Source organism: Flavobacterium panacagri (assembly GCF_030378165.1).
GTDB lineage: Bacteria > Bacteroidota > Bacteroidia > Flavobacteriales > Flavobacteriaceae > Flavobacterium > Flavobacterium panacagri.
Window position 1 is genome coordinate 2,077,992 of record NZ_CP119766.1, and the last position, 14,030, is coordinate 2,092,021.

The window sequence follows — 14,030 nt, forward strand, 5'->3', positions numbered from 1 at the left end:
GAGGTTTTTTTTATGAGATTAATTTTGAAAAATTGTTTTTTCGCTCCATTCTAATCCATCAGGAAGTTGTTGTTTGCTGAATTCAATATGAATAACTCTTCTGCGTTCATTATTTGTAGTTTTGTTTGAAGCATGAAACAATAAGGGTTTCATGATCATAATGCCGCCTTTATCAACTTCACAGATGGTTTCTTTTTCATTTTCAAAATCTAGATTCTCAATTCGAGTTATTCCTTTTGAATGTGAATTATTAATGACTTTCAGAGCGCCATTATCTTTTGTGGTTTTATCAATGTGAATTCTGATGGTAAAATTATTTTCTAAAATTTCTAATGGTGGCTGAACCGCAAATTGATTTTGTTTTAAAGTCCAATTTTCAAAATTCTTAACTTCAATTTTTTTGTCAACTGAAATAGTCAAATCTTGGTGATAAGCCACAAACCAGTTTGATTTTTCAGGTTTATCAAAATAAATTGATTTGGTTATGAAATATCCCTTTCCAAAATTTGACTTGATAATTTCTTTTAAATTTTCATTAAAAATAAAATCTAAAGTCTCAGGAACTTCTTTATGAAATTGCCTGATAGCAAATAAATCTTGCGATTTTCTGAAAGTAGCATTTTCAGAATCGTTTTGGGTTGCTTTTTCAATTAACGAAATCAAATTTTCAATCTCATTTTCAGTAAAAACATTATTTATAATTGAAAAACCTTCAGAGTTTATTTCGGTGCTGTAATTCATCTTTAAAAAAGTTTTTGAATTGCCTCCAGCTTTAGCTGGGGGTAAAGTAATATTGAAAGGAAAAGGCTTTAGCCAAATTAGAAAGTATTTAATTTGGCTAAAGCCTTGGCATCTAAATTTTGTTCCTCCAGCTAAAGCTGGAGGCAAGTCATTTTTCTGTTTTTATAAAACCCTACTCACCGTCAACCCATCACGAATTGGCAATAAAACCGTCTCGACTCTAGGATCATCTTTCAAAAGCTGATTGTATTCCAAAAGTACTTTTGTACTAACATCATTTGGATGAACTGGTTCTAGAATTTTGCCGCTCCATAAAACATTATCAGACAAAATAATACCGCCTTTATTCATTTTTGGAACAATCATTTCCCAGTAATTCAAGTAATTTTCTTTGTCAGCATCAATAAAAACCAAATCAAATTTTACATTCAAATCTGGAATAATATTTACCGCTTCGCCTAAATGCTGAAAAATTTGTTTTCCCCAAGGTGATGCGTCAAAATACTTTCTCTGAAAATCAACCAATTCTTCTTTAATATCAATAGTATGTAATTGTCCATTTTCCTGCATTCCTTCGCATAAACACAACGCCGCATAACCCGTATAAGTCCCTATCTCCAAAATATTTACAGGGCGAATTAATTTTGATAACATACTTAGTACGCGTCCTTGGAAATGGCCACTCAACATTCTTGGTAAAAGTATTTTTTGGTATGTTTCTTTATTGAGTTTGGCTAACAATTCTGGTTCGTTTTCAGAATGCTGTTCGATGTAGTCTTCTAATTCTTGTGATATAAAATGCATGTTGTAGTATCTTGTAATTTGAAAAGCAAAAATACAAAAAATAGTAACGAACTATTGTGCATAAAAAAACCATCCGTTGTAGCGAATGGTTTCTGTTTATTAGCTTTTTTAATTTGGTTATTTTTTCAAAGCGTCGTTTACTTCTTTAGCTGTTTTTACAGTTCCGTCTTTGGCAGCTTTAGCAGCATTTTCTACTTTTTCAGCCCCTTTTTTAGTGGCGTCTTTTACATCTTCTGCAGCTTTTTTAGTTGCGTTTTTTACATCTTGAGCGGCAGTTTCTGTTGCGTCTTTGGCTTTAGTGGCTGCACTTTCGGCTTTGCTTACAGCGCTGTCTTTTACTTCTTTGATGTCTGTGGTTAGAGAATCTACTTTGTTTCCAAGAGTTAATTCATCTTCGGCTGGTTTAGGTTCTTTTTTCTCGCATGATTGAACAGCAAACGCTAATAAAGCAACAACAGCTAAACTTAAAATTTGTTTTTTCATAATTACATTTTTTTTAGGTTGATAAAACTTAAAGGTTATATGGCTGAAAAATAAAAATACAAATTTTAAAATGATTGAGCTCTTTGTAAGATTATTTTTCTTTTGAGAGCAAAACAATTCCTGTGCCAAATTTTTAATTTTTGTCTGTTCGCTATTTAATTTTTTTATGAAGAAAAAAGTTATTTTTTGTATAAACTAAAATTGATTACAATATCGTCTTTTACTTTGATTAAACCAGCCATTTTTACTGGTGGTTCTAATTCGATATCAGAGAATTTTAAACTCAATGTTCCCTGAATTTTGTCATCTGTATTATATAGAATGAAATCTTTGTATTTTAAAGTTTTGTCTGTAATGTAAAAGTTAAGTCTGCATTTGTAATTTTTACCGCTTGGTTTAATGTCTGAAATCGAAACCGTACTGTTTGGAAATTTTTTTACTTTGACAGTTCCCTGTAAATCTTTGGTCATGATTTTGTTGCCACAATCAAAGTCTGTCATTTTAATTTCAGTATTGAACGTATTATTTTTAAGACAGTTTACATAAACCGTATCCTTTACAGTAAAGGTATTAGAGCAATTGTATTTGCCAACTGTAGATAGTCCTGTGATTTCTATTTTAATTTTATTAATTACCACAGCGCTATCTTCTGGGAAAAAAGTGGGTTTAGCACTTCCTAGTAAAAAGAATAGTACTAAACCCATAATTAATATTTGAAATCTTGTTTTCATTTTTTTTATATTAGAACGCAATGGTTGCTTCGAATACTAAACCTTCAAATTTACCACCGTAAAAGTTGTTTAGATTTCCTGTAGCAGGATCTCCGGTAAATTGTGAATAATCTTTATATTTTTGATTCACGTAGTTTAATTTAGCTAGAATGTTCTTAGTCATGAACCAACCAGCACTTGCTTCAAATTTATCTACGGTAACCTTTTTAGCATCTGCATTAGATAATTTTCCAGATACGGTATTGTATTTTCCTCCGATATAGAATTGCTCAGTATTTCCAAATCTGTAAATAAGCTCTGAAGCATATTGATTAGCAGTACGTTTGTCATCAGTACCCGCTTTATCTCCTCCTGAAGCTAATTCGATTGTTCCGAAGAATTCAAGTCCTTTATATTTCACAAAAGGGTTAATCATGTACGTAGTAGCCCAGTTTTTGAAATTAGGGTTGAACGTTGCCTCTGGAGTAGATGTTTTACTAAAAGTAGTAGCCACATCAGTAGTAGTGGTAGAAATAACAGTACCACTAGCATCTGTCTTAGTAATGGTGTTTTTATAAGGGTTATTATTCAAGATACCCCAATAACCAAACCCTGATCTATTAGCAGAATATATGTTTGCGTTTCCAAGATTTGCATTATGATAAAGAGACCCCGTTAACCTTACTCTTAAATCTTCATTAAGCTGTTTGTCATAACCTAATTTAGCTAAGATTGATGGGCTGTGTGTTGTATTAGTGTTTGGCCCGGCAGTGTAAAAAACTTCTTCATTACTTTGATTTAAATTACCATTGGTAACACCTAACATACTTACCAATCCATTTCTGTTGTAGTAAACTTCCATACCCATTTCTGTAGTGAAAGAGTACATAATATTGTTTCCAACAAATGCATTTCGGATGGTATTACCATTATCAGAACCTCTGAAGTGAGCATCACCAAAATTGTTCTCCATTTGTCCAATTTTAATTGTAGCGTATTTCATGAAATCAGCCAAGAAGTCTTTTTTGATGAAATCTAGTTTGTCAATTTGTAAGTATCCACCTTTTACATAAGAATCATTGTGGTGTCTTGAAGCTAAATAAATGTCTAAGTTTACTCTCACTCCGTCAAACAATTGAGCACCAATATACATATCAGCAGCAGGAAGAGTAAAATTGTTCTCAGTATTCATTAAGCGATATCCTGTAATTGATCTAGTCGTAGTTCCAGTAGCTGTAGTGGTCGTAGTCGTAATGCTGGCAGGTTGGTCGTTGAATGAATTTGTTGCCTGGAAATCCATGTTGAAAGCACCACCAAGATCAATGCTAAGGTCTTTAAATTCTCTAGTGTCTTTTTGTACATCGAAAACATTGATACCGTCTTTCCCTCTAGAGATTTGGTTTTGCATGTTTCCAAAGCTAACTTGTGCATTAACAGCAAACGTACTTATTAATGTAATAAATAGGATATAAATCTTCTTCATGGCGGCTATAGATTAAAGTTTAAATTAAATTTTATGGTTAGGTCTTGACCTGTTTTAATAGTTCCCAACATTGCAGTTGGCGATTTCATTCCGAAATCTGTGAAAGTGATTTTATTAGATCCCTGCAGATTCAAACCGTCTTTTGTAACAGTTGTTTTTGCAGTTGTTTTGTACACTTTGCTGACTCCGGCGATAGTATAAGTTCCAGTTAGTTCCCAAGTAGTTTCATTTACTTTTTCAGCAGATTTTAGAACATATTTAATGTTTTTGTTTTTGTCTGTTTTTAAAGTTTCGTAAGCTACTTTATCCATGCTTTTTTTCTCGCTTTTTACGGTTTCTGCTGGAAGCGTTATGGCTAATGCATCGATATCAGTTAATTTTCCGTTAGCGATATTTAAGGATGCAGTTCCTGTTCCAGAAGCCGATTTCATTTCCCAGTCATGAAGTGTTGAAGTTCCTGCAACAGAGAAAGTAGATTTGCTGTCTAAATTGTATGATTTTTGTGCGGTAACAATTGATGTAATTCCGAAGAAAGCTGTTACTAATGCGAAAAATTTTATTGTACTTGTTTTCATGTTAGTCATGTTTTTTTATTGTAAAAAAATAAGTTAATAAGTCGGCCAGTTTCTATTTAGTACTAAGAATGTTGTTTTAACTTGTATCAAAGATCCCCCTATAAATCAGAGAAATACATGATAAAAATCATTGTTAAAATTTTATTAAATAGGTATTTAATAACTACAACGTTTTCATTTTTTACGAAATCGATCACTAAGGCAAAAAAGAACGTAGAATTTTGTTGAATTATGAATTTTTAAGATTTTAGAAGTAAGAGTTCTAAAAACAATTTGAGGGATTTTTAACACTCAAAAGTCATTTCATTAGCTTAAAATGATGTTGAATATTACCGTTAAATCCTTTCCAGCTTTTACAACACCAAGAGCTGCTTTTGGAGGAGCCATTTCAAAATCGGCGAAAGTGATCTGGTTTGAGCCTTGTAAAGTGAAAATTCCATTATTATAGGTTACTCTTACTTGTGTGACAAACTCTCTGCTTACGCCAGCAATCGTATAAACTCCTGTTAGATTCCAAGTGGTATCGTCAATTTTAGCAGCAGATTTTAAAACGTATTCAATGTTTTGATGATTTTCTGTGTCTAAAGCTTCATAAGCCACTTTATCCATACTGGCTTTGTAGCTTTTTAAGCTTTCGGCTAATAATGAAATGCTCAAGCTGTTTATTCCAGTTAGTTTAGAATCTTTGATAGTTAAGTTTGCCGTTCCTGTTCCTTCTGAAGATTTCATTACCCAATCGTGTACGGTTGAAGTTCCTGCAACTTCAAAAGTGGAGTTCGCATTTACATTATAAGTTCTTTGTGCATTTATTTGTAAAGTAGCTGTTGTGAATAGTACCGTTAATAGGATTGATTTAATTGTTTTCATCTTGATTATGTTAGGTTAATTTTAATCAGGAGAGTTCAATGAAGTGGTTGAGAACTAACCTTATTTCTTGGGTCAAAATTAGGACTGACATAAAACAAACGGAATGATAAAAATCATGACAAAAGTTTTATTAAATCTTTATTGTAAAGAATGAATTGTTGAGGTTATATATATAGGTAGGATTTATGAAGAATAATTTCGGTTGTAAATATTTGTCTTTTATGGAGTTGTGTGTTTTTTGCGAAAGCTTTAATGATTCGTCTTTTTTGAAGTAGATTTTAAGAATATGATTAAAAAGCAAAGAAAAATGCTAAAAGTGATTAACTTTGCAGCATGCAAATGGAGAAAAAAGACATACGCGCCTTATCAAAAGACCAGCTTCGCGATTTTTTCGTTGAAAATGGAGATAAAGCGTTTCGTGGAAATCAGGTTTATGAATGGTTGTGGAGTAAAGGAGCTCACAGTTTTGAAGATATGACTAATGTAGCCAAGACTACAAGGTCTATGCTGGAGAATAATTTTGTAATCAATCATATTAAGGTTGATACCATGCAGAAGAGTAGTGACGGAACTGTAAAAAATGCCGTAAGACTTCATGACGGACTTGTAGTGGAATCGGTTTTAATTCCGACAGATACCAGAACTACTGCTTGTGTTTCAAGTCAGGTTGGGTGCAGTTTGGATTGTAATTTCTGTGCAACAGCAAGATTAAAAAGAATGCGAAATCTAGAGCCAGGCGAAATCTACGATCAAGTTTTGGCTATTGATAAAGAAAGCCGTTTGTATTACAATCATCCGCTTTCGAATATTGTTTTTATGGGAATGGGAGAGCCTTTAATGAATTACAATAATGTCATTAAAGCAATTGATATGATTACTTCAGAAGAAGGTTTAGGAATGTCTCCAAAAAGAATTATGGTTTCGACTTCCGGAATTCCGAAAATGATCAAAAAAATGGCAGATGATGATGTAAAGTTCAAATTGGCCGTTTCATTACATTCGGCTATAGATGAAACTCGTGCGAGAATTATGCCATTCAGTAAAAATTTTCCTTTAAAAGATTTGCGAGAAGCTTTAGAATACTGGTACAGAAAAACCAAAAGTAAAATTTCATACGAATATGTAGTTTGGAAAGGAATCAACGACGATAAAGCTTCGGTTGACGCTTTAGTGAAATTCTGTAAATATGTTCCATGCAAAGTGAATCTAATTGAATACAATCCAATTGATGAGGGAGAATTCCAGCAAGCTTCAGAAGAAGCTATTATGGCCTACATAAAAGCATTAGAAAATATTGGAGTGGTGGTTAAAGTAAGAAGAAGCCGAGGAAAAGACATCGACGCTGCCTGCGGACAACTAGCCAACAAAGAAGCAGAATAAATATTCGCCAGAATATACTCCGCTAGGAGTATCTCATCGGTAGAAAAATATGTCCGTTCACATATTTGGAATATCAAAAAAAAAGCATTAAAAGCAAGGCGTAAGCCTCGTTTTTAATGCTTTTTTTGGGCAAAAAGGATTCTATTTTTTCAAATCAATTTCTTCTGTAACCCCATCTTTGGTTACTGTTGCAAGAGAGTCACAATCTCCGTTTCCGTAATCTATAGTTGCCGAAGCACTATTTTTAGTAATAGAATTAGTAATAGAAACAATTCCTTTTACTGCAAAAGATTTTCTGCAAGAAGCATTGAATTGTAAAGGAGTTGTAATTTCAGCTGAGTATGTATCTCCGTTAGGAAAAGTTGTAGAACCACTTCCAGTAACCATAAAAACATTATCATCCCAATCGTACCAGGTATCATAGCCGGAAGTCATTTCTTTAACCAAAGTTCCTTTTCTAGTATAAACACCTCCATCATCAAAAGTAACGGTTAAATCTATCGAAGCTGTAGAAACAGGATGAGCCGTAACCAGCAGATCGGTTTCTTTGATTGTACGGACAATGCTTTTGCTTCCTTGAAGTTTTTTTCCATTATGATAAAAACCTTCAAAAGTGTAACTAATAGTTTGAGTCGAAGAACTAAAGTCGCTAGAAAAAGAAACAATCATTTTTCCTTTTACCGTATTTCCGTTATTTAGAGTACAGCCTTCTACGCCGAAATCTACTGTTTTTGTCCAAGTATTATTGGTTAAAACGGTTGTTATAGTAGCACAGCTTGGAAGGAAATTCTTTTTAGGCCCGCTATATTTTGCATTTATATTGAGCTGCGAAGTAAATTGATCTTCGGCAATATTGGTAACATCCTCTACAGTGGCATCGATTTTAGAGTTGGCGATAATTTCGTCATTCGTAATCGTTTTTGCCGATCCATCATTTGTTTTTTCATCAGAACTACAGCTGATAAAAAAAGACATCGTAATACAAGTGCTAAGTAATAAAAATTTTGTTTTCATAAATAAATAGTTTTGGGTTCTTCTTTTAAATTAATGAATTCAAATCAGTATTAGTTAGAGCTATTCTTGGTGGTTGTTTTTAGATTAAGGCGTAATTTTTTTTAAATCCTAACCTAAAATACACAACGTATTTTTATTTAAAATAGTATATTTGGAATCTAAATGAATATTACGTCTCAAATAAAGCAGCCTATTTTTAACGAGATGGAACTTTTTGAAAAGAAGTTCCATGAATCGATGACTTCGAAGGTTGCCTTACTAAACCGAATTACCTATTATATAGTAAACCGCAAGGGAAAACAAATGCGTCCGATGTTTGTTTTTCTTACTGCAAAAATGGTTTCTGGAGGAACTGTAAACGAAAGAACCTATCGCGGAGCTTCGGTTATCGAATTAATTCATACCGCAACTTTAGTACACGATGATGTGGTGGACGATAGTAATCGCCGTCGTGGATTTTTCTCCATCAATGCACTTTGGAAAAACAAGATTGCTGTTTTGGTTGGAGATTATTTATTATCTAAAGGTTTATTGCTTTCTATTGATAATGGCGATTTTGATTTGTTAAGAATCATTTCGGTTGCTGTTCGTGAAATGAGCGAAGGAGAATTACTTCAAATAGAAAAAGCAAGAAGACTAGATATTACCGAAGACGTTTACTACGAAATCATCAGAAAGAAAACCGCAACGCTTATTGCAGCTTGTTGTGCTCTTGGCGCGAAAGCCGTAATCGAAGATGATATTCAGGTAGAAAACATGCGCAAATTCGGTGAATTGATCGGAATGGCATTTCAAATCAAAGACGATTTATTTGATTACAGTGAAGAAGCCATCGGAAAACCAACCGGAATTGATATTAAAGAGCAAAAAATGACTTTGCCTTTAATTCATGTTTTAAATACTTGTACTCCACAAGAAAAAAAGTGGTTGATCAACTCCATCAAAAACCACAACAAAGACAAAAAACGCGTTAAAGAAGTCATTGCCTTTGTAAAAAATAATAATGGTTTGGCTTACGCCGAAAACAAAATGGTGCAATTCCAGCAGGAAGCTCTTGCATTACTTCAAAACTTCGAAGATTCTGAATATAAAGACGCTTTGACTTTGATGGTGAACTACGTTATTGAAAGAAAAAAATAATTCCTACAATTAAATAATTAGAAAATTGTCAATTAGATAATTGGTTTACTTTGTTGTAAATCAATTGTTTGTTTTATGTATGTTGGTATTTGGAATTTTTTTATTGAAATTTTTCAAACCTCATGCAACCATTTCAAATCGACAATCGTCTATGCTAATAGAAGTCTGTTTCTAAAACCAAAACCAAAAGCTTATTAATGAAAATTATTTCGTTACATCAAGAAGAAACCAAAATCATAAAGCTGGCTGTCGAGAACAATCGTCAGGCACAACAGCAGATTTATGGTAAATATTCTTCAAAAATGTTAAGTGTCTGTCGTCAATATATAAAGGACATTCAATTAGCAGAAGATGTAATGATAACGGCTTTCATGAAAGTGTTTACGAATTTAAAAAACTTCGAACACAAAGGAAGTTTTGAAGGCTGGATCCGCCGAATTATGGTTAACGAATGTATTTCTTATTTACGAGTTCAGAAAAAAGTAAAATTTGCCGAAGATGAATTTTTTGTTGAAGAAAGCTTTAATGAAATTGACAGCCAATTTACTGTAGAACAGATTCAGTATTTGATTGATGCCTTGCCGGATGGGTACAAAATGGTTTTTAATTTATACGCTATTGAAGGTTATAAACATAATGAAATTGCCAAGATGTTAGGAATTAATGAAGGAACATCAAAATCGCAATTATCGCACGCTAGAAAAATGCTGCAAACACAAATTACTATTTTAAAAAAACAAGATAATGGAACCGAATAATTTTGAAAAGGATTTCCGTGAAAAGCTAAACGAACGTAGAATTGAACCAAGCAATAAAGCCTGGGATCGATTGGATGCCATGTTGAGTGTTAAAGAAGAAAATAAACCAAAGAAAAATAGAAAATGGCTGTATATAGCCGCAAGTTTTATTGGATTTTTATTGGTTGGAACAATTTTTTTCAATCAAAATAAAAACGAAGTTATTACGCCAAAAACAGTTGTTGTAGAAAAAGAAATCGAAAAAGAATCGGTTGCAGAACCTGTTTTAAATGCTTCAGATTCTGTAAAAAAAGAAGTTGCTATTTCTGAAAAGAAATCGGGAGAAATTTTAAATAAAAAAGAAAAAGTAAGTAATCAAATTTCAAATAAAAATATTAAAAATGAATCAAATCAAATAGCGGAGTCTTCAATCATCATCAAAAACAATCAAGAAAAACAATCAGTAAATAATCAAACCGTAATTCCAGAAGCTCCTAAAAAGGAAAATGTTGACCAATTATTGCAGAATGCAGAGGATAAAGCTTTAGCTCAAAGTGGCGTTAAAAAAGCTAAAATTAAGATCAATGCCAACGATCTATTGAATCAGGTAGATGGCGAATTGGAACTTTCTTTTAGAGAAAAAGTAATTACTAAAGTAAACAAAAACCTGCAAGAGGTAAAAGTCGCTTTATCAAATAGAAATAAGCAAGAATAAGGTGTTAGCAATTTTCCACTTATAATTTACAATTAAATAAAATCATCAATCACACTAATCAATCATTAAAAAAAATCAATCAATCATGAGAAATTTTACCATTTATTTAATTCTTTTCTTCTTCCTTTTGGTGAGTAAAGTAATAGGACAGGAAACCTTTGAGTCAGAAACGAAAAGAATTGCCCATAAAATCGAGAAGATTACAAAAGAAGAAAAAGAAGCCTTAAAAGAAGAGATTGAAGCCGTAAACGTTCAATTATCTGAAGGAAAAATTACGCAGGAGCAGGCTGAAAAACGTAAAAAAGAATTAGCAGAAGCAAGAGCTGTAATTATGGAAGAGAAAATTACATTGGCTCAAAATGAATTAAACGATTTGGTTCAGAAAAAAGTAGACGGAAAAATAAAGGAAGATTCCGCTAAGGTATACATGATTCGCTGGAAATCTTATAAACATGACAAAGATTCGATTCGCGGTGAAAAAAGAACGACTTCTCAATTTGTTTTCGCAATGGGATTAAATAGTACACTTGCCGACGGAAAACTTCAAGATTCAAATTATAAATTTATTGGATCGCATTTCTACGAATGGGGTTTTACCTATAATTCAAGATTAATGAAAAATGACAACCTGCTTCATGCTAAATATGGTCTTTCTTTAATGTACAACAATATTCGCCCAACAAATAATCGCTCTTTTGTAGTAGACGGAGATCAGACCAATTTGGTGGAAAATACTGTTGATTTGAGAGAATCTCGTTTTAGGAATGTGTATTTGGTTGCGCCGGTTCATTTGGAATTCGATTTTACTCGACCAACAGAAAAGGATGGTGCAAAATATTTTAAAACCCATAAAAGTTTCCGTTTCGGAGTTGGAGGTTATGCGGGAATTAATGTAAAATCGAAACAGATTTTAAAGTTTGAAGAGGAAGATTTGAAATATAAAACGACTATAAAAGGCGATTACAATGTAAATAATTTTATTTACGGTCTGAGTTCGTATATCGGTTATAGGGAATTAAGTTTATATTTTAAATACGATTTAAATCCATTATTTCAGAATAATCTAGTCAAAGAGAATAACATATCGTTGGGGCTTCGAGTAGATTTAAACTAAAGAATTGGTCGTTTAGTTAGTGAAAAAAGTATCTCCTATCGAGATGCTTTTTTGTTTTAAAAAAGCATCGAAATTCCAGTAGGATTTGCGTATTTTTGCAAGCTCTCAACTTTTAAATTTTAATACACTTTGATTTCACAAGCCACCATTGATTCTGTTTTTGAAACTGCTCGAGTAGAGGAGGTTATCGGCGATTTTGTGAATTTAAAACGCGCAGGAAGTAATTTCAAAGGATTGAGTCCATTCTCAGATGAGCGCTCTCCTTCCTTTATGGTTTCGCCTGCAAAAGGAATTTGGAAGGATTTTAGTACTGGAAAAGGAGGGAATTCCGTTAAATTCTTAATGGAACATTCACAATTTACTTATCCGGAAGCCATTCGATATTTAGCCCGAAAATACAATATAGAAATCGAAGAAACCGAACAGACAGATGCAGAAAAAGCGATGACAGATGTTCGCGAAAGTATGTATTTGGTTTCTGAATTTGCGGCTAAATATTTTCACGACGTACTCTTAAATAGTGAAGAAGGAAAAGCGATTGGATATTCTTATTTTAAAGAAAGAGGATTTACAAACGAAACGATCAAAAAATTCAATTTAGGATATTCTCCAGAAACTTGGGATGCTTTGACGAAAGAAGCCCTAGGAAAAGGATATAAATTGGAATTCTTAGAAAGTACAGGTTTGACTATTGCCAGAGAAGACCGTCCGTTTGACCGATTTAAAGGACGCGTAATGTTCCCTATTCAAAGTATGTCAGGGCGTGTTTTAGGTTTTGGAGGACGTATTTTAACCAATGATAAAAAAGCAGCCAAATATTTAAACTCGCCTGAAAGTGATATTTACCATAAAAGTAAAGTGCTTTACGGAATATTTCATGCCAAGCAATCTATTGCGAAACAAAATAACTGCTATTTGGTTGAAGGTTACACCGACGTAATTCAGTTTAATCAAGCTGGAATTGAAAATGTTGTGGCTTCGTCTGGAACGGCTTTAACGCCGGATCAAATTCGTTTAGTGAATCGTTTGACCAGAAATATAACCGTTCTTTTTGATGGAGATGCGGCAGGTTTAAGAGCATCTATTCGAGGAATCGATTTGATTCTGGAAGAAGGAATGAATGTAAGAGTCTGCTCTTTTCCTGACGGAGAAGATCCAGATAGTTTTGCCCGAAAAAATTCTCATGATGATTTAGTTTCTTATTTAGAAGAAAATAGCAAAGACTTTATACAGTTTAAAGCTTCTATCTTGATGAATGAAGCTAAAAATGATCCCATCAAAAAAGCCGATTTGATTCGTGATATGGTAACGAGTATTTCTAAAATACCAGACCGTATCCAGCGTGAAGTTTACATTCAGGAATGTGCCCGAATTATGGATATTTCGGAGCAGGTTTTAGTAAGCACGTTAGCGCAGCTGATTCAAAAAGATCTTGCGGAAGCAAACAAAAAGCAAAAACAAGAACAAAAACCTTTTGAAGTTCATAGAAACCAGCCTCCAAATGCAGGTACGTTTTCAGGAGGAGATCCGGATGATCCGCGAACAGGACCGCCAGAAGGTTACGATTACCCAGGAGATCCCGGATATTACCCGCAAGAACAAAATCAAAAAGTTGATATTTTATATGGTTTCGAAAGGAAAGTCATTGAAGTTTTGCTTTTGTACGGAAGTGTAGTAGAAGATTTTGAAGATGTTTTCTTGAAAGCAGATGAAGAAGGAAATGTAAAGGAAGTTTCGGAAAAAAGACAATATAAAGTATTCGAAAAAATATATTTAAGTCTTCAAGAAGATGAGATACAGTTGTCGAATGTTTTATTTCAAAATATTTACACCAACCTCATTGATTTTTATAATCAGAATGAGAGCTTTAGTTTAGATAAATATTTGATGCACTTGGAGCCTGAATTTGCTCAGGAAGTAACCAATATTTTAATGGAAGACGAAAGGCTGACTATTCATAATTGGGAGGGACAGAATATTTTTCCGAAACAAAAAAGTGAAACGATTGAGCAGAATGTTTCTGAGACGATATTTGCTATGCGATGGTATTTGGTGTCTGCAATTATTGCAGAATTAAAGAATTCTCTTTTAACCAACCCGCAAGAAGATAATTCAGAAATTTTGAGTATGGTTATAGATTATTCTAAATTGCTGAATAATTTTTCTAAAAAGCTTGGACGTGTTGTGGTGCCTTACCACTAAAAAGGAAAAAACTCTATCTTTTTGAGGGATCAAAATAGATAGAGTTTTATAAATGTTTGAAAAAA

Annotated in this window: 14 protein-coding genes; 6 read left to right on the plus strand and 8 right to left on the minus strand. The window is 33.1% G+C overall.

Annotated elements, in window-relative coordinates; translation table 11 throughout:
- Positions 1-18: 18 nt before the first annotated feature.
- The 7 genes from P2W65_RS09380 to P2W65_RS09410 form a co-directional block, all read right to left on the minus strand.
- Positions 19-741 (minus strand): phytanoyl-CoA dioxygenase family protein, encoded by a 723-nt coding sequence (locus P2W65_RS09380; protein WP_289665107.1) that lies wholly within the window; start codon positions 739-741, stop codon positions 19-21.
- A gap of 162 nt (positions 742-903) precedes the next feature.
- Positions 904-1,545: an O-methyltransferase gene (locus P2W65_RS09385; RefSeq protein WP_289665109.1), complete on the minus strand. Its 642-nt coding sequence runs from the start codon at positions 1,543-1,545 to the stop codon at positions 904-906.
- 117 nt (positions 1,546-1,662) lie between these two features.
- Entirely contained in the window at positions 1,663-2,028 is a 366-nt protein-coding gene (locus P2W65_RS09390; RefSeq protein WP_289665110.1) for a hypothetical protein, read from the minus strand.
- Positions 2,029-2,207: 179 nt separating this feature from the next.
- A complete protein-coding gene (locus tag P2W65_RS09395) occupies positions 2,208-2,759 on the minus strand; it encodes a YceI family protein (protein WP_289665111.1) in 552 nt (183 codons plus the stop codon).
- A 10-nt stretch (positions 2,760-2,769) separates the two neighbouring features.
- Positions 2,770-4,221 (minus strand): hypothetical protein, encoded by a 1,452-nt coding sequence (locus P2W65_RS09400; protein WP_289665113.1) that lies wholly within the window; start codon positions 4,219-4,221, stop codon positions 2,770-2,772.
- Between the two features lie 5 nt (positions 4,222-4,226).
- Positions 4,227-4,796 carry a YceI family protein gene (locus P2W65_RS09405; protein WP_246611344.1) on the minus strand — a complete coding sequence of 190 codons (570 nt, stop codon included), beginning with the start codon at positions 4,794-4,796 and terminating at the stop codon, positions 4,227-4,229.
- Between the two features lie 306 nt (positions 4,797-5,102).
- Entirely contained in the window at positions 5,103-5,663 is a 561-nt protein-coding gene (locus P2W65_RS09410; protein WP_289665115.1) for a YceI family protein, read from the minus strand.
- A gap of 333 nt (positions 5,664-5,996) precedes the next feature.
- Here P2W65_RS09410 and rlmN point away from each other — a divergent pair, with 333 nt between their 5' ends.
- Complete coding sequence (rlmN, locus tag P2W65_RS09415; protein ID WP_289665116.1) at positions 5,997-7,043, plus strand: dual-specificity RNA methyltransferase RlmN; 1,047 nt, start codon at positions 5,997-5,999, stop codon at positions 7,041-7,043.
- A 141-nt stretch (positions 7,044-7,184) separates the two neighbouring features.
- Here the strand turns inward: rlmN and P2W65_RS09420 are convergent, their stop codons facing one another.
- Positions 7,185-8,057 carry a hypothetical protein gene (locus tag P2W65_RS09420; protein WP_289665118.1) on the minus strand — a complete coding sequence of 291 codons (873 nt, stop codon included), beginning with the start codon at positions 8,055-8,057 and terminating at the stop codon, positions 7,185-7,187.
- 162 nt (positions 8,058-8,219) lie between these two features.
- Between P2W65_RS09420 and P2W65_RS09425 the strand changes: the two genes are divergently transcribed.
- From P2W65_RS09425 to dnaG, 5 genes are all read left to right on the plus strand, one after another.
- Positions 8,220-9,197 carry a polyprenyl synthetase family protein gene (locus tag P2W65_RS09425; RefSeq protein WP_289665119.1) on the plus strand — a complete coding sequence of 326 codons (978 nt, stop codon included), beginning with the start codon at positions 8,220-8,222 and terminating at the stop codon, positions 9,195-9,197.
- Positions 9,198-9,394: 197 nt separating this feature from the next.
- On the plus strand, positions 9,395-9,955 hold the full coding sequence (locus tag P2W65_RS09430) for an RNA polymerase sigma factor (RefSeq protein ID WP_091492544.1): 561 nt from the start codon (positions 9,395-9,397) through the stop codon (positions 9,953-9,955).
- A complete protein-coding gene (locus tag P2W65_RS09435) occupies positions 9,942-10,649 on the plus strand; it encodes a hypothetical protein (protein ID WP_289665122.1) in 708 nt (235 codons plus the stop codon). Before P2W65_RS09430 ends, P2W65_RS09435 begins: the two co-directional genes overlap by 14 nt.
- A gap of 85 nt (positions 10,650-10,734) precedes the next feature.
- Positions 10,735-11,763, plus strand: coding sequence for a hypothetical protein (locus P2W65_RS09440; protein ID WP_289665124.1), 1,029 nt, complete (start codon positions 10,735-10,737; stop codon positions 11,761-11,763).
- Positions 11,764-11,892: 129 nt separating this feature from the next.
- A complete protein-coding gene (dnaG, locus tag P2W65_RS09445; protein ID WP_289665125.1) occupies positions 11,893-13,965 on the plus strand; it encodes a DNA primase in 2,073 nt (690 codons plus the stop codon).
- Positions 13,966-14,030: the final 65 nt, after the last annotated feature.

What these genes read in the sequence shown, in the direction of transcription:
- P2W65_RS09385 (WP_289665109.1), bottom strand. Translation starts at nt 1,545, where the DNA reads ATGCATTTTATATCACAAGAATTAGAAGACTACATCGAACAGCATTCT.
- P2W65_RS09405 (WP_246611344.1), bottom strand. Translation starts at nt 4,796, where the DNA reads ATGAAAACAAGTACAATAAAATTTTTCGCATTAGTAACAGCTTTCTTC.
- P2W65_RS09400 (WP_289665113.1), bottom strand. Translation starts at nt 4,221, where the DNA reads ATGAAGAAGATTTATATCCTATTTATTACATTAATAAGTACGTTTGCT.
- P2W65_RS09410 (WP_289665115.1), bottom strand. Translation starts at nt 5,663, where the DNA reads ATGAAAACAATTAAATCAATCCTATTAACGGTACTATTCACAACAGCT.
- rlmN (WP_289665116.1), top strand. Translation starts at nt 5,997, where the DNA reads ATGCAAATGGAGAAAAAAGACATACGCGCCTTATCAAAAGACCAGCTT.
- P2W65_RS09425 (WP_289665119.1), top strand. Translation starts at nt 8,220, where the DNA reads ATGAATATTACGTCTCAAATAAAGCAGCCTATTTTTAACGAGATGGAA.
- P2W65_RS09390 (WP_289665110.1), bottom strand. Translation starts at nt 2,028, where the DNA reads ATGAAAAAACAAATTTTAAGTTTAGCTGTTGTTGCTTTATTAGCGTTT.
- P2W65_RS09440 (WP_289665124.1), top strand. Translation starts at nt 10,735, where the DNA reads ATGAGAAATTTTACCATTTATTTAATTCTTTTCTTCTTCCTTTTGGTG.
- P2W65_RS09380 (WP_289665107.1), bottom strand. Translation starts at nt 741, where the DNA reads ATGAATTACAGCACCGAAATAAACTCTGAAGGTTTTTCAATTATAAAT.
- P2W65_RS09420 (WP_289665118.1), bottom strand. Translation starts at nt 8,057, where the DNA reads ATGAAAACAAAATTTTTATTACTTAGCACTTGTATTACGATGTCTTTT.
- P2W65_RS09430 (WP_091492544.1), top strand. Translation starts at nt 9,395, where the DNA reads ATGAAAATTATTTCGTTACATCAAGAAGAAACCAAAATCATAAAGCTG.
- P2W65_RS09395 (WP_289665111.1), bottom strand. Translation starts at nt 2,759, where the DNA reads ATGAAAACAAGATTTCAAATATTAATTATGGGTTTAGTACTATTCTTT.
- P2W65_RS09435 (WP_289665122.1), top strand. Translation starts at nt 9,942, where the DNA reads ATGGAACCGAATAATTTTGAAAAGGATTTCCGTGAAAAGCTAAACGAA.